24 protein-coding genes are annotated in these 25895 nt (G+C 49.7%); 6 read left to right on the top strand and 18 right to left on the bottom strand.

Annotated features, from left to right (window positions below; all coding sequences use genetic code 11):
- Nucleotides 1–239: 239 nt before the first annotated feature.
- From GIW82_RS10720 to GIW82_RS10685, 8 genes are all read right to left on the bottom strand, one after another.
- Nucleotides 240–1457, bottom strand: coding sequence for an MFS transporter (locus GIW82_RS10720; protein WP_154749941.1), 1218 nt, complete (start codon nt 1455–1457; stop codon nt 240–242).
- A gap of 169 nt (nt 1458–1626) precedes the next feature.
- Complete coding sequence (gene zupT, locus GIW82_RS10715) at nt 1627–2436, bottom strand: zinc transporter ZupT (protein ID WP_154749940.1); 810 nt, start codon at nt 2434–2436, stop codon at nt 1627–1629.
- An 89-nt stretch (nt 2437–2525) separates the two neighbouring features.
- Nucleotides 2526–3170, bottom strand: a complete 645-nt coding sequence (locus tag GIW82_RS10710; RefSeq protein ID WP_154749939.1) for a uracil-DNA glycosylase — start codon at nt 3168–3170, stop codon at nt 2526–2528.
- Nucleotides 3171–3258: 88 nt separating this feature from the next.
- Complete coding sequence (locus GIW82_RS10705) at nt 3259–3867, bottom strand: phosphatase PAP2 family protein (RefSeq protein WP_154749938.1); 609 nt, start codon at nt 3865–3867, stop codon at nt 3259–3261.
- A gap of 122 nt (nt 3868–3989) precedes the next feature.
- Nucleotides 3990–4943: a siderophore ABC transporter substrate-binding protein gene (locus GIW82_RS10700; RefSeq protein ID WP_154749937.1), complete on the bottom strand. Its 954-nt coding sequence runs from the start codon at nt 4941–4943 to the stop codon at nt 3990–3992.
- 27 nt (nt 4944–4970) lie between these two features.
- Nucleotides 4971–5732 carry an iron ABC transporter ATP-binding protein gene (locus tag GIW82_RS10695; protein ID WP_154749936.1) on the bottom strand — a complete coding sequence of 254 codons (762 nt, stop codon included), beginning with the start codon at nt 5730–5732 and terminating at the stop codon, nt 4971–4973.
- A complete protein-coding gene (locus GIW82_RS10690) occupies nt 5729–6679 on the bottom strand; it encodes an iron chelate uptake ABC transporter family permease subunit (RefSeq protein ID WP_154749935.1) in 951 nt (316 codons plus the stop codon). Before GIW82_RS10690 ends, GIW82_RS10695 begins: the two co-directional genes overlap by 4 nt.
- Nucleotides 6672–7622: an ABC transporter permease gene (locus tag GIW82_RS10685; protein WP_154749934.1), complete on the bottom strand. Its 951-nt coding sequence runs from the start codon at nt 7620–7622 to the stop codon at nt 6672–6674. The genes GIW82_RS10690 and GIW82_RS10685 overlap by 8 nt, the downstream gene beginning before the upstream one ends.
- Nucleotides 7623–7800: 178 nt before the next feature.
- Here GIW82_RS10685 and GIW82_RS10680 point away from each other — a divergent pair, with 178 nt between their 5' ends.
- Entirely contained in the window at nt 7801–7998 is a 198-nt protein-coding gene (locus tag GIW82_RS10680) for a hypothetical protein (protein WP_154749933.1), read from the top strand.
- Between the two features lie 174 nt (nt 7999–8172).
- Here the strand turns inward: GIW82_RS10680 and GIW82_RS10675 are convergent, their stop codons facing one another.
- A complete protein-coding gene (locus tag GIW82_RS10675; protein WP_154749932.1) occupies nt 8173–9042 on the bottom strand; it encodes a DUF6612 family protein in 870 nt (289 codons plus the stop codon).
- Between the two features lie 159 nt (nt 9043–9201).
- Between GIW82_RS10675 and GIW82_RS10670 the strand changes: the two genes are divergently transcribed.
- Nucleotides 9202–10932 (top strand): ABC transporter ATP-binding protein, encoded by a 1731-nt coding sequence (locus GIW82_RS10670; protein ID WP_154749931.1) that lies wholly within the window; start codon nt 9202–9204, stop codon nt 10930–10932.
- 83 nt (nt 10933–11015) lie between these two features.
- Here the strand turns inward: GIW82_RS10670 and hflX are convergent, their stop codons facing one another.
- On the bottom strand, nt 11016–12296 hold the full coding sequence (gene hflX, locus GIW82_RS10665) for a GTPase HflX (RefSeq protein ID WP_154749930.1): 1281 nt from the start codon (nt 12294–12296) through the stop codon (nt 11016–11018).
- A 163-nt stretch (nt 12297–12459) separates the two neighbouring features.
- On the opposite strand from hflX, the gene GIW82_RS10660 reads away from it, so the two are divergent.
- A complete protein-coding gene (locus GIW82_RS10660; protein WP_154749929.1) occupies nt 12460–14013 on the top strand; it encodes a BCCT family transporter in 1554 nt (517 codons plus the stop codon).
- Nucleotides 14014–14080: 67 nt separating this feature from the next.
- Here the strand turns inward: GIW82_RS10660 and putP are convergent, their stop codons facing one another.
- Nucleotides 14081–15601 (bottom strand): sodium/proline symporter PutP, encoded by a 1521-nt coding sequence (putP, locus tag GIW82_RS10655; protein WP_154749928.1) that lies wholly within the window; start codon nt 15599–15601, stop codon nt 14081–14083.
- Between the two features lie 108 nt (nt 15602–15709).
- On the opposite strand from putP, the gene GIW82_RS10650 reads away from it, so the two are divergent.
- The gene (locus GIW82_RS10650; protein ID WP_154749927.1) at nt 15710–16072 is read left to right on the top strand and encodes a DUF2188 domain-containing protein; all 363 of its coding nucleotides are present in this window, start codon (nt 15710–15712) and stop codon (nt 16070–16072) included.
- A complete protein-coding gene (locus GIW82_RS14995) occupies nt 16073–16195 on the top strand; it encodes a hypothetical protein (protein ID WP_255475169.1) in 123 nt (40 codons plus the stop codon).
- Nucleotides 16196–16200: 5 nt separating this feature from the next.
- On the opposite strand, the gene GIW82_RS10645 is transcribed toward GIW82_RS14995, so the two are convergent.
- From GIW82_RS10645 to desA, 3 genes are all read right to left on the bottom strand, one after another.
- Nucleotides 16201–16800, bottom strand: coding sequence for a response regulator (locus GIW82_RS10645; protein ID WP_370456206.1), 600 nt, complete (start codon nt 16798–16800; stop codon nt 16201–16203).
- Nucleotides 16797–17939: a sensor histidine kinase gene (locus GIW82_RS10640; protein ID WP_154749926.1), complete on the bottom strand. Its 1143-nt coding sequence runs from the start codon at nt 17937–17939 to the stop codon at nt 16797–16799. Before GIW82_RS10640 ends, GIW82_RS10645 begins: the two co-directional genes overlap by 4 nt.
- 66 nt (nt 17940–18005) lie before the next feature.
- The gene (gene desA / locus GIW82_RS10635; protein WP_154749925.1) at nt 18006–19025 is read right to left on the bottom strand and encodes a Delta(5) desaturase DesA; all 1020 of its coding nucleotides are present in this window, start codon (nt 19023–19025) and stop codon (nt 18006–18008) included.
- 188 nt (nt 19026–19213) lie between these two features.
- Between desA and GIW82_RS10630 the strand changes: the two genes are divergently transcribed.
- The gene (locus tag GIW82_RS10630) at nt 19214–19444 is read left to right on the top strand and encodes a hypothetical protein (RefSeq protein WP_154749924.1); all 231 of its coding nucleotides are present in this window, start codon (nt 19214–19216) and stop codon (nt 19442–19444) included.
- 58 nt (nt 19445–19502) lie between these two features.
- Here the strand turns inward: GIW82_RS10630 and cydC are convergent, their stop codons facing one another.
- The 4 genes from cydC to GIW82_RS10610 form a co-directional block, all read right to left on the bottom strand.
- A complete protein-coding gene (cydC, locus tag GIW82_RS10625) occupies nt 19503–21209 on the bottom strand; it encodes a thiol reductant ABC exporter subunit CydC (RefSeq protein WP_154749923.1) in 1707 nt (568 codons plus the stop codon).
- Complete coding sequence (gene cydD / locus GIW82_RS10620; protein ID WP_154749922.1) at nt 21206–22930, bottom strand: thiol reductant ABC exporter subunit CydD; 1725 nt, start codon at nt 22928–22930, stop codon at nt 21206–21208. Before cydD ends, cydC begins: the two co-directional genes overlap by 4 nt.
- Nucleotides 22931–23309: 379 nt before the next feature.
- Entirely contained in the window at nt 23310–24947 is a 1638-nt protein-coding gene (locus tag GIW82_RS10615) for an AMP-binding protein (protein ID WP_154749921.1), read from the bottom strand.
- Nucleotides 24948–25394: 447 nt separating this feature from the next.
- Nucleotides 25395–25802, bottom strand: a complete 408-nt coding sequence (locus tag GIW82_RS10610; RefSeq protein ID WP_154749920.1) for a hypothetical protein — start codon at nt 25800–25802, stop codon at nt 25395–25397.
- Nucleotides 25803–25895: the final 93 nt, after the last annotated feature.

The following is a 25895-nucleotide window of genomic DNA, read 5'->3' as shown; positions in this document are numbered from 1 at the left end:
TCATCGATCGGGATCCCGATCAATGATTCATGTCATTCTATTCCCCAATCCCCAGATTCGTAACGCGCTCTTTTTCTATTAAATAGTAATTGGCTATTCTTAATAGAAATCCCTTCCAAAATGCCATTTCTTCTGAAAAAATAAAAGCTGAAGCTGCTGTCTACTCGTTTCGGCGGATGCAAAAAACTGTTCCCGACAGCCATGATTCATGACATTCGGAAACAGTTTCTTATTAAGAGTCATTCGAGTTCGATTTGCTTCGTCTCGGTTCCAAGGAAGGCGACAGCCGCAGCGCCGATGATGATCGCTACACAGAAGACGCCGAAGATGACCGGGAATCCGTAACCCGCTCCTAGCATCACACCGACAAGTAGCGGTCCGAAAATGCCACCGATCCGGCCGAATGATGCTGCCATTCCTGTACCGGTCCCTCGAATGATCGTCGGGTATTGTTCCGGTGAGTAAGCATAGAGCGCGCCCCATGCACCAAGGTTAAAGAAGGACAGAAATGCACCAGAGATCAAGAGCATCATAATCGTTTCAGCATTCCCGAAAGCGAGTGCACTGAAGGCTGTACCGAGAAGGAACGTCACCAGGACAAACTTTCTACCGATCCGCTCGATCAGCCACGCTGCGATGAAGTAACCCGGAAGCTGCGCCAGTGTCATCAAGAGGACGTAGCCGAAGCTCTGAATCAATGGGAAGCCTTTCGCCACCATGACGCTCGGCAGCCAAAGGAACATGCCGTAATAAGAGAACACGACCGTGAACCAGACCGTCCAAAGCATGATCGTCGGCTTGCGGTACTCTTTCGACCAAACGCCTTTGATATTGTTCGTGACCGATTGCAGGACATTTTTCTTCGCAGAGAACTGTGGCGAATCCGGCAAGTTGATGCGCAAGTAGAGCGCATAGAATGCTGGAAGTGCTGTCAATAATAACGCGATCCGCCAACCATATTCCGGAATGACGAAATACGAGATGATCGCTGCGAGCAGCCAACCGCCCGCCCAGAAGCTCTCCAAGAGGACGACGATACGTCCGCGTTCCTTCGCCGGTACACTTTCTGATACTAGTGTCGATGCAACCGGCAATTCCCCGCCAAGGCCTGCGCCGACAAAAAAGCGCAAGATCATGAAGGCAGCAAGACTTGTCGTCAGGGCAGATAAGCCGCTCGCGATGGAGAACAGAAGCAGTGTGATGATGAAGACTTTCTTACGTCCGATGCGGTCAGCGTAAATGCCGAAGACGAACGCACCGACTGCCATACCGACCGAGTTGACACTGGCGATGAGTCCCATCTCGGTGGAAGTCAAGTTCCAGTCGATTGCAAGTGCCGCGATGACGAAGGACAGAATTCCTACGTCCATCGCATCGAATAACCAGCCGAGACCAGCCACCGTCAGCAGCTTATTCCTAGAAATCGTTGTTGGTTTTTCATCAGTTGCAGTTGCCATGTCGTTTCTCCTGTCTATCCTTATTAGTTTACAACTGTCTTTACACACCCACTATACGCTTACACGGAGACGCATTCAAGGATTGGCGAAAATAATTATTTATTCTCACAATTCGAACGAAAAAAGAAGAAGTGGACCAATGAGCCGTCCACTCCTTCAAATCATTTTTTTACGTAACTAGCACGAGACTGACTGCCATGACAGCCATCCCGAGAATCAACCCATAGATTGACAAATGGGCTTCGTCATACCGCTTCGCAGCTGGCAGCAATTCATCGATCGAAATGAACACCATGATGCCTGCAACCGCTGCAAAAACGATGCCGAACATCGTATCGCTGAGGAAAGGCATTAGGAACAGCCACGCAACGATCGCCCCGAACGGCTCGGACATCCCCGAGAGAAAGCTATATTTGAACGCTTTCTTCCGGCTGCCGCTCGCATAATAGATCGGCACCGACACAGCAATCCCTTCAGGAATGTTATGGATAGCGACAGCGATGGCGATCGCCACACCAAGCGCCGGGTCCTGGATCGCAGAAATGAACGTTGCGATACCTTCAGGGAAGTTATGGATCGTGATGGCAATCGCCGTGAAAATCCCCATCTTCCGCAGACGTGCATACTCATCGTTCGTCGGCCCGACTGCCATGTCTTCAACCGTTTTCACTTCATGAGGATTCCCGAGCTGCGGCAAGATCCGGTCGATAAGCGCCATGAACACCATGCCGCCGAAAAAGCCGAGAAGTGTCAGCCAATAGCCTTGCGTTTCGCCGTGTGCTCCTGTCAAGGCGTCTTTCGCTTTGAAGAAAATCTCGACCAACGACACGTAAATCATGACGCCCGCAGAGAATCCTAAAGAAGCCGATAGAAATTTTGTATTTGTGCGCGATGCAAAAAAAGCGATAAAACTGCCGATCCCGGTCGCCAATCCCGCAAAAATCGTCAATCCCAGTGCAAATAAAACGGTTGAATCCATTGTTATCCTTCTCTCACTTACAGATTTACTGCTATTATAACGCCAATGTTTCCTTAGTGCAACATTTTGTTCTGAGGAAAAATTTTCATCTATTCCCCCAATTCCAATAGTTCGCCGATACGCTTCCAATCTTCCGCAGTCCACGCCCGTGTCTTCGGATTGTAAAAGACGCTCGCCGGGTGGAACGTCGGGAAAATCTTATATCGCTCCTCTGTAAAGATGAAGTCACCTTGCGCTTCATCCCATTTAAGCACCGGCGTTTCTAGCAGCCTGCCGTGGCATTCGGTCACTTTGAATTCCTTGCCGACCAAACGGCGCAGTCCGACATTGCCAAGCGTCACAATCAGCGGCGGCTTGAGATCTTTGATTTCCCGGTCGAGTACTGGCGCATGCGCGATGATTTCCTGCATGACCGGTGCCCGGTTGTACGTTCTGCGGGTCTTACTGCCGTCGCGGTTGGTCTTCTCACCCCACCTGTACGGGCGGCTCCTGACAGCACTCGTAATATATACTTCGTCGCGTGTGAGCCCAGCACTTTCGAGCGAAGCCATCAGCTCGACACCAGCTCGTCCGGTGAACGGGATGCCCGTCACCAGCTCGTTCTCCCCTGGCGCTTCCCCGACCAGCATTATGCGTGGATGTGCCGGACCACTGCCCCACACAAAGCCTTCCACCGCAAAGCCCTCGATGCGTTGTTGTGCCCATTCCGCCAAATCTTCCGGAATCCTGTACATATGTCTCCCTCCATCATGTCGCACGTTCACATCCACATTTCCCTTTCCTGCCGGCGGACAAACTAAAAAGCCAGACGGAACGGGACGCCTAGCTCTTGTTCTCGAACTGCCACGTCCGCCATTCATACCAAACTGCTACTGCGACGAACCATGAGTAGCCGAGAAACCATCCTGCCAGCACGTCCGAGAAGTAATGTTCGCCCCCTGCCACTCGCGACAGACCGATCACAATAGCGAACACTACCGCAAGTCCCCAGATGGTTGTACGAGTCGTCCTTAATGCGACACGGCTCGTAATGAAGTAAGCGAGTGTCAGTAAGTAAAGAATCCCCATCATCGCGTGTCCAGAAGGAAAACTGAACGTCTCCAGCCCATGAGGCAAGTCCGGACGCTGCCGCTCAAAGCTGAACTTCAACACCTGGTTCAGCATATTCCCTGCACCGACCGCGAAGAAGACAAACAGCATCCCCCGGTAATTCCGCTCGCGAATCCATAAATATAAGAGAAGCAACACACTGATACTTAAGATGACGAGCTGGCCGCCGAAGAATGACATGGCATCAAGCAGGCCGATGCCATATAAGTAACTGTCCATACGTGCATCGAGCCGTGCAATCGGTTCACTTGCATACGTCAGTAAAATCCCGAAAAAGCCGAGCAGCGTCGCCATGCCAAGCGGATAGAAAATTCGTTTCATCTCGCCACCTCTTCCTTGTTATCAGTTTTGCACAAACCAGCACTTCCTAAACACTGGAAATGAAAAAACCACCTTGGAACGTCATCTAAGATGAACTTCCAAGGTGGTTGATTAATGGAGTCTTATTCGTATGCAGCAGAGATGTCTTCAACCATTTGGTTAACCGACTGCAAACCGCCACCTGATAGGTACCAGAAATCTGGATCCAAGTAGAAGATTTTGCCGTTCTTGTATGCATTCGTTTTTTGGACTAATTCGTTTTCAACTGTTTCTTGCGCGCCGACTTCGCCGCCTACTGCCGCTGTGCGGTCAATGACGAACAACATGTCAGGGTTTTGCTCAAGTACATATTCGAATGTGATGCTCTGTCCGTGAGTCGATGATTCGATTCCAGGATCAGCCGCTTCCACGCCGAACACGTCATGGATGATACCGAAGCGTGAAGATGGACCGTAAGCACTTACTTTGCCTTCGTTCGCCAAAAGAATCAAGCCGCGCTCGTCAGAAGCTGCAGATATCTCTTTGATGCCGTCGATTGTTTCGTTGATTGCAACAAGCTCTTCCGCCACTTCATCTTCTTTCCCGAAGATTTCGCCTAGCAGCTGCATGTTCCCTTCGAACGAGTTCATGTAGTCTGTTGTATCAAGAGCCATTGAGATTGTTGGTGCGATTTCTTCAAGTTCCGGGTACATCTCGGCTTGACGGCCAGAGATGATGATCAAGTCCGGGCTCATCGCGTGGATTGCTTCGAAGTCCGGCTCTTTCAATGAACCTGCGTTTACGTATTCTTCACCTTCAAATTTTTCAAGGTAAGAAGGGATGTTCGTTTGTGGAACAGCTGCTACTTCAACGCCCAATTTATCCATTGAATCAAGGATACCGAAGTCGAATACGACAACTTTCTCAGGATTTTTCGGTACTTCTGTTTCACCAAGTACGTGTGTTACTGTGATCGTTTCAGCTTTTTCGCTTTCAGGCTCTGCTGCATTCGTTTCATCTTTCGCGTCTTCTGAACCACATGCTGCAAGGAAAATCCCTAGCACTAACACTAGTAGGAAAGGTAATAGTTTTTTCATCTTCAATTGCTCCTCTATTTTTAAGAATTAAGAATTAAAGTAAACGCAGATCCGGCAGTTATCCAATTGCTGAATCGGAATGTCCATATCATAAATCTCTTTCAATGCATCCGACTGGATGATCTCTTCCGTCGGTCCGTCTTTGACGACGCGACCGTTCTTTAGTGCCACGATGCGATCCGAGTAGACAGACGCAAAGTTGATGTCGTGAAGGACGATGACAACCGTTTTGCCGAGCTCATCGACAAGGCGGCGCAAAATCTTCATGATCTGGACCGAGTGTTTCATGTCCAAGTTGTTCAGTGGCTCATCCAATAGGACGTAATCCGTGTCCTGGGCGATGACCATCGCGACGAATGCGCGCTGGCGCTGACCGCCTGACAGTTCATCCAAATAGGAATCCTGCATGTCTCCCAAGTTCATATACTCGATAGCCTGATCGACCATCTTTTCATCTTCGCTGTTCAAGCGACCTTTAGAATAAGGAAAACGGCCAAATGAAACGAGTTCGCGGATTGTCAAACGGACGTTCATGTAGTTGGATTGCTTCAAGATCGAAACGCGCTTCGAGAATTCGTTCGCCTTCATCTTCTTCGCATTTGTCTTGTCGATCAGCACTTCTCCCGTATCCGCATCGAGCAGTCGGCTGACCATCGATAACAGCGTGGATTTCCCAGCGCCGTTCGGACCGATGAAAGAAGTGATCTGGCCAGGCCGGATATCGACTGTAACATCTTCAACCACTTGTTTTTTTCCGTAAAACTTCGTCAATTCGCGCACTTGTATCATTTAGATCGACTCTCCCTTAATAACAGATAGATGAAGTAAACTCCACCGATGAAATTGATGATGACGCTCAGTGTCGTACTGAAAGTGAAAACTCTTTCGACAACCCACTGCCCGCCGACCAAGGCCAGAATACTGATGAGAGAAGCACCCAGAATGATGATGGAATGCTTGTATGACTTGAAAAACTGGTAAGACAGGTTCGCGACGATCAAACCGAAGAACGTGATCGGTCCGACAAGTGCCGTCGCAACCGCAATCAGCACTGAAGATAAGATAAGCATGAATCTGACCAGTTTGTCGTAATCGACACCTAAGTTCACCGCCGTATCTCGACCGAGTGATAGCACGTCCAGCTGGGAATTCTTCCGCCAAGCCACTCCGATCAGGATGGTGATCAATCCGAGTGATAGCCACACGAGATCGGCGTTGACGTTATTGAAGCTGGCGAACATCCGATCCTGTACGACTTGGAATTCATTCGGATCGATCAGCACTTGAAGGAATGTCGAAATGCTATCGAAGAACGTTCCGAAGATGATGCCGACAAGCAGCAGGAAGTAAATCGGCCGCTGTCCTTTTTTGAATAAAAAGTGATAGAACAATAAAGCAAAGACGACCATGATCAAAATCGACAAGATGAAGTTCACTTGTTTATTGACGATCGTCACGTGTGCCGAACCTAAGAAAAAGATCAACACCGTCTGTAGCAGTAAGTAAAGCGAATCGATTCCCATGATGCTCGGAGTCAAGATCCGGTTATGTGTAATTGTCTGGAAGACGACTGTCGCATAAGCGATCGCCACTCCCGTCAGCACCATCGCGAAAACTTTGATGCCCCGACGCGGAAGTGCGTAATCGAAACTGCCGTTCAGGTCTTGGAACAAGTACACGCCACATGCTGCCAGTGCCAGTCCGGCGATGATCAGCAATTTATATAAGTCACGCATATGATTTCCTCCTAAACAGCAAGAAGAGGAAAATGAAGCTTCCGATGACGCCCACCATTAGAGAAATGGAAATCTCGTACGGGAAAATGATGACTCTTCCTAAAATATCGCACGCGAGCAAGAAAATCGCTCCAAGCATCGCAGTGTGTGGTAAAGTTTTTTGCAGATGGTCTCCTTTGAAGATCGAGACGATATTCGGAATGATCAAGCCAAGAAATGGAATCATTCCAACTGTCAATACGACTGTCGCCGTGATCAATGCCACGAGCGTCAACCCGATATTGACGATGCTCCGGTACTTGAGACCGAGGTTCTTCGAGAAGTCCTCCCCCATGCCTGCTACTGTGAAGCGATTTGCATAAAGATAAGCGATGACGAACACCGGTACTGCAATGTAGAGCAGTTCATAGCTGCCTTTCATGATCATCGAGAAGTCACCCTGAAGCCAGGAAGACATGTTCTGAATGACATCTGCGCGGTAAGCGAAGAATGTCGTAATGGATGAAAGGATGTTCCCGAACATCAAACCAACCAAAGGAATGAAAATGGCATCTTTGAATTTGATGCGGTTAAGTATTTGCATGAAAAGGAATGTTCCACCGAGAGCAAAGGCGAAAGCGACAGCCATCTGCTCCAGTATTGTCGCGTTCGCGAACATCAGCATCGAAACCAAAATCCCGAGCCTTGTCGCGTCCAGCGTTCCTGCAGTTGTAGGAGATACAAATTTGTTGCGGCTAAGTTGTTGCATAATGAGTCCTGCCACACTCATCCCTGCCCCAGCCAACAAAATCGCGACCAGCCTTGGCAGACGGCTGATCAGGAATATCTGCGTCTCCTCTGATTCGAAATCAAGCAGATCCATGATACCGATACTGCTCACTCCTACGAACAAGGAAATTACAGACAGTATGATCAATGCCGGTATTAAAAATCGTTTTTTCATCATAAACTGTCCTCACCTAACTGATCGTAGAAATATTTGAGTATTATGAAAGTGATAATCATTATCACTGGCTCACAATCCTTAGTATAGCATGTTCTATTACCTCGTCAATGGATAAATGAGAATAATTTTCATTTAGATGAGAACGGGATGGAATTGTTGCAAGGTTGTCATAATTGTGGCTGACAACGAAGGATTGTGCGGGGATTTGGCAGTGGTTTTTGAGTTGTCCGGCGAGAGCGGATCGATTCGAGTCGGTTTTGGATGGATTTTGGACGTTTTCGTGGTGGTTTTGATTACTGAGGATGTTGAAGGAGTTGGATTTAAGCGTTTCGATGCTTTTTCGGGGTGTTTTGGAGGAAATTTTTTCTATTAAAATTAATTACTCCTCCAGTAAACGGGCTTACTGTCCGATTTCATGCAAATACTATCCGGAACAGACCAAATACTATCCGCATTCGCAAAATACTATCCGCAAGGTTAAAAAGGTTAAAAAAGCTCCTGTTGGCCACTTTTTGAGGTGGCCAGCAGGAGCTTCACATACAAATCATCAAGGCATATCTATCGATTGTGCGGACGCTTTCACTTCGTCCGGCACGACAATCGCGTCGATCTCGTTGTACTTGCTGTACTCTGCTTTCATGTCAGACTTGATGTTCATCGTCTCGTCTTCCATGTCCATATCCATGTCCATCACCATGTTCATCTTGTTCGTGAAGAATGTTTCCTTATCGATGAACAACTCATATGAGATGGAATTGACTTGCATCGCTTCCATCAACGTCTTCATGTCAACTTGCATTTCGCTGAATGTCTTCTCCACTTGGCTTTGGAGCAATTTCTCGAATTCTTCACCAGATGCATCCAACGTCAAGATGTACTCATCCGCCGTCTGCTCGAATGTGAAGTCGTCCTGGAACTCTTTCAGCTGCTCCAATTGTTCTGCCGGGTTCGCCGTTTGCTGATCTGCAAGCGATGTCAGCTCTTCCATTCCTTCAGCCGGGATTTGCATCCACTGGCCCATCGTCGGTTCATATAGGAACAAACCTTCCTCCGCTGTGAAATACATTTCCATTTCGTTCGTCGGATTGTCGTTCTGGATGTCCTCGGAGTTGATCGTCGTTACGGCTTGCTGGTAAAACGCCATCGGCTCGATTGTCATGTCCATCGATGTTTCCATATCCATATCCATTTGCATGCCTTCAGCACCCATATCGATCTTCTGATTTGTAATCATATCTGCATGCAAGCTCTCGACCGACTCGGAAGCTTCCGTCGATTTCGCGAATACTTCCTCGAGTGTCATCTCGCTAACTTCTGCTTTATCATCAACTTCCTCTGTCGGTTCTGCTGTCGTCCCACAAGCTGCCAGACTGATTGCGAGTAAGGCCGTTCCAATTCCCATCGTCCATTTGCGCATATTGTCCGCCTCCCATTCGTTGTTTCTTCTATACCTATTAGTACGGTCCCGTCCGGAAAAGGTTTCAAAAAATACTTCGTTTTCTGAAATAGATATCGTTTCCACTACATTATTGGCGTATACTTTTGATGTCAGAAATTTTAATAGAGGTGAAGCACATTGCAATTAAAACATTTCTTCAAGTATTACAAGCCGCATAAACGGCTATTCATCATCGACTTCACAAGTGCGGTCATCGTGGCGATCCTTGAACTGGCGTTTCCTGTGGCTGTCCAATGGTTCATCGATGACTTGCTGCCGAGCGGTGAATGGAATTCGATCGTCACGGTCTCAGTCTTATTATTGCTGATTTTCCTGCTCAGTACGTTCCTGCAGTATATCGTCAGCTACCTCGGGCATAAGCTCGGGATCAATATCGAAACCGATATGAGGGAAGAATTATTCACACACGTCCAGCGCCAGTCGTTCCGCTTCTTCGATAACATCAAGACCGGCCATATCATGAGCCGCGTGACGAACGACTTGTTCGACATCGGAGAACTTGCCCACCACGGCCCGGAAGACTTCTTCATCGCCATCATGACGTTCTTCGGCGCGTTCGGCATCATGTTCTGGATCAACCCCCAACTGGCGCTTGTGACGCTCATCGTTGTGCCGTTCCTTGTTTGGCTCATCACGTTCTGTAACATCAAGATGAACGAAGCGTGGCGCAACATGTACGGCAAGATCGCCGACGTCAACGGACGCGTGGAAGATAGCGTCTCCGGTGCACGCGTCGTGCAATCGTTCACGAATGAGGAATTCGAGATCAGCCGTTTCAAGAAAGACAACGGCCGATTCCGTTTGGCAAAGCTCGTGGCTTACAAAGTCATGGCTGCGACTCATTCAAGCATCTACATGATGACGCGCCTATTGACGCTCATCGTCCTGGTGTACGGTGCATGGCTCAACTACCAAGGCGAATTGACTTATGGTGAGCTTGTCTCGTTTGTCCTGTTCCTGAACGTCTTGATCAAGCCGATCGATAAAATCAGTGCATTGCTCGAGCTTTATCCGAAAGGGATGGCTGGGTTCGGCCGTTTCCGCGACCTCATCGAGCAAGACCCGGATATCGTCGACCGGAAGGATGCTGTGACAGTGGACACGTTGAAAGGCAACATCCATTTCGATGACGTCCACTTCGGCTACGATGAACATAAGCAAGTATTGAAAGGCATCGACCTACAAATCCAAGAAGGCGAGACAGTCGCATTCGTCGGCCCTTCGGGTGCTGGGAAAACGACGATCTGTTCGTTGATTCCGCGCTTCTACGATATTCAGGAAGGTTCAATTTCGATCGATGGCATGGATATCCGTGACATGACGAAGCACTCCTTGCGTTCACAGATCGGCATCGTACAGCAGGATGTCTTCCTCTTCACAGGTACGATCCGTGAGAACATCGCTTACGGCAGACGCGACGCTTCCGAGGAAGAGATCATGGACGCAGCACGACGCGCCCACTTGGAAGACTTCGTCCGAAAATTGCCGGACGGATACGAAACGCAAATCGGCGAACGCGGCTTGAAGCTCTCAGGCGGCCAAAAGCAACGACTTGCAATCGCGCGGATGTTCCTGAAGAATCCGCCGATTCTCATTCTCGACGAAGCGACATCCGCGCTCGATACCGAGACCGAACGCGTGATCCAAGAGGCGTTGACGGAGCTCGCTGAGAGCCGCACGACATTGATCATCGCCCACCGTCTCGCGACAATTCGTGATGCTGACCGAGTCGTCGTCGTGACGGAAGACGGGATTGCGGAACAAGGCGGATATGAGGAGCTGCTCGAACACGACGGCATCTTCGCCAACCTGCACCGCATCCAGTTCGAACAGCGCACGTTCGATTGATTACCGGAAAAAACCGAGTAGCTCGTAGACAAATACACCACTTCGTTCTCCAGAGGACGTCGTGGTGTATTTTTTATCTTCTTCTATTGGATGATGATGAATTCACGGAATCGTTCATAGTCCGCAGTGGAAAGCTCGACGTCAACCATCGTGCCATTTTCTTCGTATTTCGTTTCCAAAATCGTCGCCCGTTCGTTCAAGTAAGCGACGACGTCCCCGTATTCGAACGGTATAAGCATCCGGCATTTCCGGTAATCAGAGAATAGGCGCTGCTTGATCGCTTCGAGCAACCGATCCGTCCCTGCCTGCTCCTTCGCGGAAATCCATAGGCTATCACCATTGACGCGCGGATAAGGAGTTCCCGCCAGATCTGCTTTGTTGTACAGGTAAAGCGTCGGAACGCCTTCGACTCCGACTGCGCGCAGCGTCTGTTCCGTCACTTCCATCATATACGGATATTCTTCGCTTGCTACATCGACAACGTGCAGCAGTAAGTCTGCATTACGGGCCTCCTCGAGTGTCGATCGGAACGCTTTGACGAGATGGTGCGGCAACTTACTGACGAAACCGACCGTATCGGTCAACAGGAAATTCTTATTATCCGGCAAGCTGATCTCTCGGACGGACGTCTCGAGCGTCGCAAACAGCATGTCCTTCTCGAACACTTGCTTTCCTTCCTGACGACCCGCTTCTGAAAGTAGCGCATTCATCACCGTCGACTTACCGGCGTTCGTGTACCCGACGAGTGAGACGACCGGCATGCCTCTCTTCTCCCGCTGCTTGCGCTGTGTGATGCGTTGATCGCGGATTTGCAGCAGTTCTTTATTGAGCTTGCTGATCTGTTCTTCGATTTTCCGGCGGTCCAGCTCCAGCTTCGTTTCTCCAGCACCACGGTTCGTGAAGCCGCCGCTTCCGCCTGAGCCGCTCCCCCCTTGCCGACTGAGTGACGCACGTAGTCCCACAAGCCGCGGTAACATATATTGCAGGCGTGCAAGTTCGACTTGCACTTGAGCTTCACGTGTTTTTGCGCGCCGTGAGAAGATGTCCAGAATGAGCATCGTGCGGTCGATTACTTTACACTCCAGTTCTTCCTCCAAGTTCCGGATTTGGGAAGGTGTCAATTCATCGTTGAAGATGATGAGGTTCGCTTCCAGCTCTTCATAATAATGCTTCAGTTCCTCCACTTTCCCTTTTCCGAGATAGTGTGAGGATGTCGGCCGGTCGAGATTTTGGCGCACCTCCCCGATCACTTCCAATTCGCAAGCTGCAGCGAGGTTCGCCAGCTCTTCCATCCCGTAATCGAAGTGCAGATCCCGCTGTAACTGGACGCCTACGAGAATCGCTTTTTCCTGATTTTTTTCCATAGATCGATCCGTCCTTTCCTTGTCTTTTTTTATGCCCTTTTCCAGACGGTTGAAACATCCCTAACTCTCTTGCAAATAAACTCATCCTTTTTTCCTGTTTATCGCATGATTTTGATACGTTAGGGTATAGATATCCATGATTCGCATTTAGAAGGAGGAAGCTATGGATAAGAAAGCATTGAGAAATCCCGTATTCATTATATCTACTGCAATTATTTCAGCACTTGTTATTCTCGGCGCTTTTTGGCCGGAAGGATTTGGCAGCGCAGCAGGGCTGCTGTTCAACTTTACTACACTCAACTTCGGGTGGTTTTATTTACTCGCCGTCTTCATCATTATTCTATTCCTGATTTTCATCGCTGCCAGTAAATATGGCAGTATCCGGCTAGGCGCGGACACAGACCGGCCGGAATTCCCATTCTTCACTTGGATCGGCATGCTATTCTCCGCCGGTTTCGGAGCAGGTCTCGTCTTTTGGGGTGTTGCCGAGCCGATGAGCCATTTCTTCACTACACCATTCGGCGATACAGCGCAAACAGAAGAAGCTGCCCGCATCGCGATGGGTTACTCATTCTTTCACTGGGGCGTTAGCCAGTGGTCCGTCTTCGCCATCGTCGGTCTCGTCATCGGCTTTTTGCAATTCCGTAAAAAGAAACCTGGTCTCGTATCAACAGCTTTGGAACCGACTATAGGTAGTAAGCCGCTGGTCAAGCATTCGATCGATACACTCGCTGTCGTAGCAACTGTCATGGGGATCGCCACTTCCATCGGGCTTGGCGTTCTTCAGATGAACGGCGGATTGAATGCGGTATTCGGTGTCAGCAATTCAATCGGGATTCAAATGCTGATTATCTTGGTGATGTTTCTAGCTTACACTATTTCATCTTCAACTGGTCTGCATAAAGGAATCGCCTTCTTAAGTAATTTGAACTTAGGTCTTGCACTCGTATTGATGGTATTCGTATTCTTCGCAGGACCGACCGTCTTCATCTTGGAAACTTTCACGCTTGCGGTCGGAGATTATTTGACCAATTTCATTCAGTACAGCTTGCGTCTTGAGCCTTATAAAAATGGAAGCTGGGTTCAAGGCTGGACCATCTTCTACTGGGCATGGGCCATTGCATGGTCACCGTTTGTCGGCGCATTTGTCGCACGTGTCTCAAGAGGTCGCACAATTCGTGAATTCATCATGGGTGTACTCGTTATTCCTCCTGCGATTGCTTGTGTCTGGATCGCTGTCTTCGGGGGCACAGCCCTTTGGTATGACTTGAATTCGGGAACAGGAATCGCAGAAGCTGTCAACGCGGATCTCACTTCCGCTTTGTTCCAGACATTCGAAGTGCTGCCGCTGACAACAATTATGTCGGTGCTGGCAATTTTACTGATTTTCACATTCCTTGTTACATCCGCTGACTCTGCTACTTATATTCTGGCTAGTATGACGAGTTACGGTAGTTTGAACCCAAGTTCATTCGCAAAACTCGTCTGGGGCTTCCTGATGGCCGCCATCGCAGCTGTCCTGCTCTATGCCGGCGGACTCGAAGCACTTCAGACCGCTTCGCTCATTTCTGCACTTCCATTTACGGTGCTGCTATTGATGATGGTTTGGTCATTCATGAAAATCATCCGTAGCGAAACACCGCCAATCAAAAAGTCCGACCTGCGGCAATTCCAGCGGCTCGAACGAGAAGCACGGAAAGATAAGCGTAAACCATAACCCTATTAACGAAAAAGCTGCTACGAAGCCATGTAATTGGCTTCGTAGCAGCTTTTTTCGATGTTCATTATTTCGCTTCTTTGATTAGACGGACTGTTTCATCATATTCTTTTTCAATTTCCGGGTTCGACCGGTAAGTGAACATAGAAACGAGCCAAGTGATGAACAGTGACAAAGCAAAGCCTGGAATGATTTCGTAAATACTGCTGAAAAATTCATTAACTGCTGTCGGTTCCACATTCTCAGGCGTTGTACCGAGCAATTTCCAGACGATGACCGTGACTGCGCCGACAACCATTCCACTCAAAGCACCCCAAGATGTCAACCTACGCCAGAATAGCGCAAGAATGATGACCGGGCCGAATGAAGCGCCGAAGCCTGCCCATGCGTAAGATACAAGATCGAGGATCGTATCATTGCGGTCCCAGGCGACAATGCCTGCAAAGATTGCGACGAGCAATACGCCAAGGCGGCCCAGGTTGACAATCACTTTGTCTGAAACTTCTTTTTTGACGATGATTTTGAACAAGTCTTCAACCAGCGCCGAAGAACTAACGAGCAACTGTGAAGATACAGTACTCATGATCGCTGCAAGAACTGCAGCCAGAACGATGCCCGCAATAAACGGGTGGAAGAGAATTTGACCAAGCACGATGAAGATTGCTTCAGGGTCAGTCAATTCCATGCCGGGATTTTGTTGGAAGTAAGCAATCCCGATCAATGCGGTAGCACCTGCTCCGAGAAGGCTTAAAATCATCCAGCCAATCCCGATACGACGAGCCGATGCGACTTCCTTAAGCGATTTGATCGCCATGAAACGGACGACGATGTGCGGCTGTCCCGCATAACCGAGTCCCCAAGCAAGAGCCGAAATGATGCCAAGACCTGTCGTGCCTGCTGTAAATGATAGCAGCGCCGGATCGATGGATTGAATCGAATCGACTGTCCCATCTAATCCACCTGTCACGAAAATCCCTGCAATCGGAATCGCCAGTAACGCGAGCAACATCATGATGCCCTGTACGAGATCCGTGTAGCTGACTGCCAAAAAACCACCGATCAGTGTATAAGCGATGACGACGACCGCCACTATGACCAGACCCAGCTCATAGCTGAGATTGAACGAGCTTTCGAAAAAGACGCCCCCTGCCACCATTCCGGATGATACGTAAAATGTAAAGAAAATAAGAATAATGATACCGGACACAATTCGTAAAAGACGGGAACTATCTCTTAAGCGATTCTCCAGAAAACTCGGGATGGTAATGGAATCTTTCGTGACGAACGAATAGATCCGCAGCCGTGGCGCAATGAAATACCAGTTCAGGTACGCGCCGATCGTCAAGCCTATTGCGAGCCAGGCTTCCCCAAGCCCACTTACATAAATAGCTCCAGGCAGCCCCATCAAGAGCCAGCCGGACATATCCGAAGCTCCTGCACTCAATGCAGCAACGGATGGACCTAGCCCGCGCCCTCCGAGCATATAATCGGAAAGGTTCGCCGTTTTACGATAAGCGTACCAACCGATTCCCAACATAGCGATGAAGTAGATAGCCAGTGCTATGCTTTGATAAGTCAAATCAGACATGTTATCTCCTCCCTTTTGTCATTCTAACATTCTGAGAGTTCATTACTAGGGGTTACTTTGTTTCATTTCGAAAGGGAGCGGGAAAGAACAGGCAAGGAGGCGATTTATATGCCATGGAATCAAAATGACTATCCGGATTCCTTTAAAAATCTTGATACGGATGTCCGGAAGAAAGCGATTGAGATTGCGAATGCCTTGATACGGGACGGATACGATGAAGGGCGGGCCATTCCGATTGCGCTCGACCGTTCGAGAAGCGCTGTGCACGGGGAGGAAGACCAGCCGATCTACGAAATCCGAGTTCATGATGATGGCTGGCAATTAAAGAAGAAAGGCAGCAAGAAAGCACTGCTGATCGAAGAAACGAAAAAGGAACTTATGGGTGAAGCGAAGCGGTACGTCAATAAACATAACGGGGAATTGCACATTTACACGCAAGACGATGAACTGGAAGAAACATTGTACGAATGAATGGCACGTAAGCAACCGACCACTCTTTCCGGTTGGAAACGAAAAAATCGCCCGATCCTGACAAAAACAGCGAATGGTGCTGAAGCAGGATTCGGACGATTTTTTAATTTGGACGCCGCGTAACCGGACTACTTGATCCAACCTTTTTTGCGGGTAAAGGAAATGGCTTCGATGCGGTTCTTCACATCCAACTTATCCAAAATCACGGAAATGTAATTCCGGACCGTGCCTGATGTGAGGAATAATTCTTTTGCAATTTCTTTTGTGCTCAGCCCTTCCGCCATTAGTGACAGCACTTGCCGTTCGCGGTCGGTGAGCGGGTTCGGCTCTTCGTAGGCGAGATCAATCAGTTCAGGCGCATAAATCCGACGGCCATCCATGATGATCCGGATCGATGCCGCCAGCTCCTCACTCGGACTATCTTTCAATAAATAACCGCTGACCCCTGCGCTTCGGGCACGCTCAAAATAGCCAGTTCGCGCGAAAGTCGTCAAAATGATAATCTTGCACGACTCGTCCTTCAGCTCCTCCGCTGCATCCAAACCGCTCTTCACCGGCATCTCGATATCCATGATACAAATATCCGGCTGATGCTGGCGGACCAACTCGATCGCTTCAGCTCCGTTCGAAGCAAGACCGACCACTTCGAGATCCTCTTCCAGCTCCAGCAATGAACCGAGTGCCCCCAGCATCATGCGCTGGTCTTCTGCCAATACAATTCGGATCACTCTGCTTCACCTCTGTTTTCATTCAAAATGACATTCGGCACGCGAATGTTGACCGTCGTCTCTTCCCGCTCCTCAATGTCGAGGCGGCCGTTAACGAACTCCAGCCGCTCACGCATGCCCGTGAGTCCGTGACTTTCCAGCACGCTATTTTGTTGGTCCCGCTTGAAGCCGATGCCGTCATCCTGCACTTGCAGCAGGACTTCCTTGGCGCTCTTCTTGATCAAGACCGTACAGCGCGTCGCTTCGCTGTGCTTCACGACGTTAGTCACTGCCTCTTTCAAACACATGCTCAGGACGTTTTCCACAAGCAGCGGAAATTCTTCGAGCGTCGTCTCTCCGTACAATACGAAGTCGATGCCCGCTGCCTTCAGGATTTGTTGGACCCGCACGATTTCTTCCGATAGTTTATTCCCTCTCATATTCGACACGAGCTCCCGCACTTCCTTCAAAGCGATGCGGGCTGTTTGTTGAATATCCTGGATTTCCTTATGGGCTTTCCTTGGATCCTGTTCCACTAGACGTCCCGCCAAGTCACTCTTCAAGCCGATCAATGACAGCTTCTGCCCGAGTGTGTCGTGCAAGTCGCGTGCGATCCGCTCCCGCTCCTCGATGACCTTCAAATGCGCGATCCGCTTATTGGCGTCTTCCAGCTGCCACTCCAGCTTCTCACGCTTATGCCGGTTGTACGTGTTGAACGGCAGCAGGATGACTCCGAGAATGCTGAGTGCAATGAAAGGCAGTTGCTGCATGTAGAGCTCGCTGTGGACGATGAGCCCATACGTCACCGTGAGGATCGTCGTCCCGATATGGATGCCGTAAACGATGAAGAATCCAACTTTGTGACGGATGTTACCGATAAAGAATGCTAAAAAAATCGAAAGGTATACATATCCGAACACATACGTCATGAAAATATTGATGATCATTTCGATGGCTACCCACATATACACAAGCCCCGTACGGGAATTGAAGGACAGTCGGTAAGAAACGAAGAACAGCGCAAGCAAGATGATGCCGCTGATGATTTCTAGAAGGGACGAAGACCTGAAGATGAAAAAGAAGGGCAAGACGCAGAACGCCACCCACGCATACAGGCTAAGCCACGGGTTTTTCGGGAATATTTGATACCACTTAGACATAGGACACTCCTCTCCTGCCTCTATCATAACAAAAAAACCACTCTTCAAAAGAGCGGTTTTCCGTTTTTATTCTGTTACTGTTTTTCTGTCGCTCAGAAGATGACGGATGTCCCTGAACGTTACGAACGTCTTGTTTTTTGCATCGTACACTTTATAGCGCAAAGACTTCAAGCTCGTCATCAATGTGATCGTCGTCGCTTTTTGCAAAGGCGGCGTCGATTCGTGCGCTTGCTCCAAGTGGTAGTTCGGAACGCGCGGGCTCAAGTGGTGCACATGGTGGAAGCCGATGTTGCCTGTCACCCATTGCAGAAGTTTCGGCAATTGGTAGTAAGAACTTCCTTCCACAGCCGCTTTCACATAATCCCACTCCGACTCATCTTCGAAATACGAATCTTCGAATGTGTGCTGGATGTAGAACAACCAGATGCCAAGCGCGCCGGCAGTGAACATCGTCACGCCTTGGATCAATACGAATGCCTGCCAGCCGATCAACAAGATCAGTCCTGTGTAGATGACAACGAGCAATGCGTTGATCAAGTACGTGTTGTTCCGTTCTTTCTTCCGTGCGTCTTTCCGGTTGAATCGGCTTGAGACGAGGACAAGGAACAATGGGCCAAGACCGAACATGACAAGCGGGTTACGGTAAAGACGGTATTTCATGCGCTCCCATTTAGAAGCTTCCACATACTCTTCGACTGTCATCACCCAGATGTCGCCGATGCCGCGTTTGTCAAGGTTCCCACTTGATGCGTGGTGGATCGAATGCTCGCGTTTCCATTTCTCATAAGCGAACAACGTCAACGTACCGGTAATCGTGCCGAGTACCGCATTCGCTTTCTTGCTCTTGAAGAACGAACCGTGTGTGCAGTCATGGAAGATAATGAAGATCCGGACGACGAATCCTGCTGCCAGGATCGAAAGACCGACCGTTAGCCAAATCGAGACGTCCATTGCCAAGTAGGCCAGGACCAAAAGGATGAAGTAAGGCGGGAATGTATTCAAAAGTTGTTTCGTACTTGCTTTCATATCGGATTTCTCGAATGGTTTGATGGACTTTCGCAGTTGAGCTGTTTTCTCTTTGCTCATTTAGAATTCCTCCTCGAACAATTTTTAGATGCCGTTAGTAGCTGATACCATTACTTTAAATTATTCGACCCGTTTGCAGAAGGCATAAACGCATGAATATGACATGACATTTGTCATGTCTTTTTTATCGCGAAAAAGTGTGTATAATAGATTAATAATCAGATATTTCAGAAATGGAGGCTTTCAAGATGGTCGACCTGGTTGCCGTTGTAATGATATTTTCCATCCCCCTGACCGCGATTATCACCACCCATTCACGCAAACAGACAAGGCTGAAGCAGTCGATGCTTGCCGACCAATTGGAACTGGAGAAAGTGAAGCAGGAGAACTTCCTCATCGAGACAGAGAAGCTGCGGCTCGAACTCGAGCAGATGCGGCTGGAGGAACCGAAGAAAGACCACCAATTCCTCATCAAATGAAAGAAGGAGCTGCCTTGGAAGTCATCTTCATGACCTCCAAGGCAGCTCCTTTTGTCTATCAAACGGTGAACACCGTTTTTTCGATTTGCTTCAGCTTGTAGAAATAGCCTTGCTCGGCCATCAATGCAGCGAATGTTCCAGCTTCGACGACCGTGCCGCCGTCCATGACGATGATCTGGTCCATCTCCTCCAGCTTCGACAAGTCGTGGCTGATGATAACGAACGTATCGTCATGGTTTGCCGTGAACAAGCTCCGGTAAATCTGATGCGCCGTGACACTGTCGACCGATGATACCGGCTCATCCAGCAGCCAGATGCCGCGGTTCTTCAGAATCGCCCGTGCAATGGCAAGACGCTGCTTTTCGCCGCCTGATAAATTCCCGCCTTTTTCCGTGATGTTTTTCGAAAGCGGGAAGTGGCTCAGTTCGACTTGTGCGAGCGCAAAGTGCAGTTCTTCTTCCGTCGAGTCTTCGCGCGCGATCAACAAGTTGCTCCGTAGCGTGCCGTAGAAGAAGTGATTCTCCTGTAATACAGGCGCCACTTGATTCCACCAGCTCTCCTCTTCCGTGTCAGCAAGTGCTTGGCCGTCGAGCAAGATTTTCCCTGAGGACGGCTCGAGCACTTTCAAGAGCAGTGCCATGACCGTAGACTTCCCAGACCCGCTCGGCCCGACAATCGCTGTCTTCCCGCCAGCCGGAATCGTGAGGGAAATATTCTTCAATGCGTCCCGCGCTTCTTGCGGATAGCGGAATGAAACGTCTTCGAACACTACTTCTTTTGCTAGTGGAGCGGCTTCCAAGTGACCAGTCCGTTCGCCCCCACCCGTCACCGAGTCGAGTCGGACAGCCGCTTGTCTGCTCTCTTCAAGAAATGATGGAAGCGCCGCGAGCTGCGGTGCATTTTCGAACAAGCCGATCGCGATCATCGCAAGCATCGCAAGGAAAATCGCATCCAGCTCTCCCGCATCAGCAAGCGCTGCGCCGACTGCGAGCACCGCTAGACAGACAAGCAAACCAGCCAGTCCGCTGATTGATTGGTTGAAGTTCCGCTCGAGTCCTGCCTTCCGCTGCCGCTCTCCGTAATCAAGCGCAAGCGTGCGAAGCTGCTCCTGCCGGCGATCCATTTCGCGGTGGATCTTCAATTCACGGAAGCCGTACAGAAATTCCGTTGCGTCCGTCGAAAGCGAACTGCGCGCAATCCGTACATCGATATCGATCCGGTGCATGCGCCAAGCGAACAATACAGGAATCAAGAAAATGACGAGCACCATGCCAGCGACCAGGATCCAAGCAAGCTGTGCAGAATAAAAACTCGTAAAGAAAATCGTCGCCAAAAATACAGCCGCCAATACCACAGGCGGATAAAATACACGCAGTAGAAAGTTTTGGAGGCTCTCGACATCCCCGATGATCCGTGCGAGCAGATCTCCGCTCCGATATTTCCGGTAAATGCCCGGCGCTTGCGGGACGATCTTGTCGAAAAACGACAGCCGCAACGAACTCAACATCGAAAATGTCGCACGGTGTGAAAACAGCCGCTCGCCGTATCGGCTAAGTGCCGAAGTGAGGCTGAACAGCTTCAGACAAGCTCCAAGGATAATCAAAATCGTCAAGTTGGACGTCAATGCTGCGCGCGAAATGAGATACCCACTCGACGCAAGTAGCGCCACACTCGCAAGCCCTGCCAAAAAACCGAAGAAAATCGACAGCAGGACATCGCGTTTTTCCTTTAAGACGAAGAACAGCACTTCTCTCAATTCCCTCATCCAGCAATCCCTCCTTGTTGAAGGCGGACCATGTCACGATACGGTTCGAATGTTTCCATCAAGTGTTCGTGTGTACCTGATGCAGCTAGTTTGCCGTCGTCTAGGAAAAGAATCAGATCTGCTGCCCGGATCGTATGCAGCCGGTGCGCCACTGTAATGACTGTCGCTTGTCCACCAAGCTTTTGCATCGCTTCTTGCAGCAGTTTTTCCGTCCGTAAATCAAGTCCAGTCGTTGGTTCGTCAAATAAAATCAAAGTCGGTTTCTTCAGGAACGCACGCGCTAGTGCCACGCGCTGTTTTTCCCCGCCCGATAATCCCCTTCCCGCTTCTCCGACAGGCGTGTCGAACCCTTCGTCGAGCGAATCTGCCAGCTCCAGCAAACCCGCTTGTTGGGCGGCCGCAAGCAATTCAGATTCCTCTACGCGGCGGTCCATCCCGAGCAGCATGTTGTCTCGGATCGAACCGGCAAACAAATACGGGTTTTGTGAAATGTAGGCGAGTTCACGGAACCAAGATGCTTCACTCAACGTCCTGCGGTCTTCTCCGCCGATTCCGATCCGCCCGCTCTCCGTTGGCAACAGCCCCGCAATCAAATGCATGAGCGTCGTTTTTCCGGAACCACTTTTCCCGACAATCGCCACTTGGCTCCCCGGCTCGATTGTGGCCGTGAAATCTTTCACTGCAAAATCAGTGCCATAGGAGAAGCTCAGTTGTTCGAGCGTCATTGTTTTCGGTCCGGCCGTCATTTCCCGTTCTCCCCAAGCGACAGGTGTAGGGTCTCTCTCCAACGTTGCCGTCAGCCGTTCCGCCGCGGACAAGCTGCCGCGTGCTGTATGGAAGGCACTGCCGTAATCTTTCAACGAGTTGAAGAAATCCGGCACGAGCACCATGACGAAGAACGCCGTGAAGAACGTGACGTTGTCAAAGACGACAAGACCGATCCCGATTTCCAGCGCGATGATTCCCATCGCAAGCATCGAGATGTATTCCAGCGCAAGTGATGAGAAGAACGCTGACTTCAAAACATCCATCGTTGAATCACGGAAGCCGAGGCTGCTGCTCCGGATCTGCTCTTTTTGCTTTGCGCTTTGTCCGAACAGGCGCAGCGTCGGCAGCCCTTGCAGCACATCAAGGAACGTCCCTGAAAAGCGTGACAGCTGCTCCATCTGCGCATCCGCCTTTTCCTTTGTCCGCATGCCGACAAGTGCCATGAACACCGGAATGAACGGTGCTGTGATCAAAATGATCAGCACAGTCGCCCAATGCTGTGTCAAAATGACAATGAGCAAAATGGACGGGATGACCGCCGTCTGCACCATTTGCGGGATGAATTGGCGGAAAAAACCGTCCACTTCATCCACCGAATCAAGTAGCAAGCCGACTTTGCGTCCCGACTGCTCTTCCATCGAGGCTTGCAGCGGGTCGTTCGCAAAAGAGCGGATCAACCGTTCACGCATGTTCGTTTGGATACGTGTCGACAAGGACACACCGATCCGCCCGATTACGTAGCCACTCACTGAACGCAATAGAACAGCCCCCGCGAGTCCCCACAAGTACAGCACGATGCCCGAGAAACTGTCCCCTTTCATGAAAATCCCATCGACCACGAGCACGAGAAACAGCGCCTGCAACACCATCGCAAGCCCTTTGATCAAAACGGCACCGGTCAGCAATGCCATCATGTTCCTCTGTTCCATCGCCAGCGCTCTGAGCTCTTTCATCGACAGCCTCTCCTTCATTTCCCTTTCTTCTAGTATAAAACAACTGCGTCCGGATTCCGCCTTGAGACCATCGAAGAATCGAGGTTTTCCCGGCAATTGTTACGGGATGTTGACAGGGATATTGGATAACTGGTGTTCGCGGTTGAATAACCGGCGTTTAGCAGGAGTTAGCCGGTATTGTCCGGGCGATAACCGGTGTTCTCCGGCAACTAACTGTGATTCAGTGGATTTTCCATGCTCCCTGAAAATAATTAAGATTCGACGGATTTATTCGGCTTTAACCGGGCATCCGGGACGGATAACCGGGCATCCACAGTCCATAACCGCAAGCACTCAAAAAAGCCGTTCCGGAAACCCCTTTTCCGGAACGGCTTTTCTTTTATATTTGCTGAACAAGCTCTGCAGATTGCTCACGCAGCTTGAATTTCTGGATTTTCCCGGAGGCGGTCATCGGATATTCTGAGACGAACTCGAAGTAACGTGGGATTTTGTGACGCGAGATTTTCCCTTGGCAATATGTGCGCAGTTCTTCTGCGGTGAGTTGCGCGCCGTCTTTCAAGATGATCCACGCCATCAGTTCCTCACCGAACTTCGGATCGGGAACACCGACCACTTGGACATCCTGGATTGCCGGGTGCATGTAGAGGAATTCCTCGATTTCGCGCGGATAAATATTTTCCCCGCCTCGGATGACCATGTCTTTCATACGGCCGGTGATTGCGATATAACCTTCGTCGTCTTCCACGGCCAAATCGCCTGTGTGAAGCCAGCCGTCTTCGTCGATCGCTTGCTTCGTAGCTTCTTCGTTATTATAGTACCCCTTCATGATATGGTAGCCGCGCGTGCATAACTCTCCGTTCACACCTGGCGCGACAGTTTCATTCGTTGCCGGATCGATGATCTTCACTTCTACTTGTGCATGCGGACGGCCGACCGTGGAGACCCGCTTCTCGATGGCATCGTCCGGGCGCGTCTGCGTGATGACCGGCGAAGATTCCGTCTGTCCATAACAGATGGTGATTTCAGTCGCCCCCATTTCATCGATCACTTTTTTCATCACTTCGATCGGACACGGTGAGCCGGCCATGATGCCGGTGCGTAGTGACGATGTGTCGAAGCTCTTGAATTCCGGATGATTGAGTTCAGCGATGAACATCGTCGGCACGCCGTGGAGCACTGTGCATTTCTCATCCTGCACCATTTGCAGTACGGTCTTCGGCTCGAATTGTTCGGCGATCACCATGGTCGTGGAATGTGTAACCGCCGCCATCGTTCCAAGCACGCAGCCAAAACAATGGAAAAACGGCACCGGGATGCACATGCGATCCTTTTCCGTCAGCTTCATCGTATCACCGATGATCTTCCCGTTGTTGACGACGTTGTTGTGCGTCAGCATGACTCCTTTCGGGAAGCCGGTCGTCCCGGACGTATACTGCATATTGATGACATCGTCCGGGTCCATCGACTTGAATCGCTCCTCGAATGCTCGGTCGGAAACTTCCCTCGCGAACGCCTCGAATTCACTCCATGTGTAAATACCTGCATAATTGTTTTCCCCCATTACAATCACGCGCTTCAAATGCGGAAGCTTGGCGCTTTGGACATTGCCTTTTTCACTCGTCCCAAGCTCAGGACATACTGCATTTAAAATTTCGATATAATTGTTGCCTTTGAATTCTTCGCCGAGAAGCAAAGTCGTCGCTTCCGATTGCTTTAGTAAGTATTCCAGCTCGCTCGACTGGTAGCTCGTGTTGACGGTGACCAGTACGCCACCCATTTTGCCCGTCGCAAACTGGCTGAGCAGCCACTCCCGCTTATTGTCAGACCAGATCGCGACGTTCTCTCCTCTTGCGATGCCTATCCCCATGAAGGCTTTCGCTAAAAGATCCGTCTCCTCGTCGAATTCGCGGTATGTTTTCCTGATACCCCTTTCAGGATATACATACGCCTCCGTGTCCGGATGAAGCGCTGTCTGCTCCTTCACGATCTGACCGATTGTTTTGTGCAAAATCGCCATTCTGTGTCCACCCCTTGTGTAAACGTTTTCAATATACTTCTATATTATCATAAGATTTATACTAATCAAAAATCATAAAGCCTTATTTTACAAAAATGACCGTTTTCACAACTGAAGACGGCTTTTCCGCTTGTGGTGACGCTTAAAAAGTGGATTCTGCAACGAAAGCGGTCGATACTGCAACCAAATCAATTATTCTGCAACAAAGCGACCACATTCTGCAACCAAATCCGAAATACCGCAACCAAGTGCTCTTTGCTCCTGCATCGCTTCGCTGCTTCGTCGCAGAAGTAACCAAGTGCTCTTTGCTCCTGCATCGCTTCGCTGCTTCGTCGCAGAAGTAACGGCCAGACTGCCTCTGTCCGCTACTTTGTAACCAACCAGAAAAGCTGCCGCTGAAAGTCATGGATGATGACCTTCAGCGGCAGCTCGTTCACTCAAATGGATTTATTCCGCTTTTTTCTCCGCTGCGGCTTTCACAGCTTCTTCGATGTATTTCTTGATCGGTTCGATCGTGAATTCAAGGTGACTCGTCTCTAGCCCGCGTTTTAAATACTCGAGTTGGTGATCTTCCACCGTTTCGGATTGAAGGTTCAAGACGTTGTTGACGTAGACCATGCCTTTACTTGTAGCCATCGGCGTATCGCGGCCTTCTTTCTGCTCCTCTTCAAGCGTATCCATCCCGCAGATCAAGCCTTTCATTTTGAGCTCCGCCATCTTGTCCTTGTAGTCTTCTTCCCCGACGATTTTCTCCAATTTTCGGTCCAATTCACGGATGTCCTCATACGTAGCCCCTTTGAAATACTGTGCGTAATAAGCCAACATGATTTGCTCTTTCACTTGTAGTTGCTTCATCTCTTCCCCTCCATTATCCAATATTTAAACTATTCCCTACTTTCATTCTACGGAAAACTGGAGGAAAAATCCACTTGACAGTCTATTTTTCTA

The organism is Planomicrobium sp. YIM 101495, assembly GCF_009707665.1.
GTDB lineage: Bacteria > Bacillota > Bacilli > Bacillales_A > Planococcaceae > Planococcus.
The sequence above is the reverse complement of the archived record's forward strand: the minus strand, read 5'-3'. Positions and strand labels throughout refer to the sequence as shown.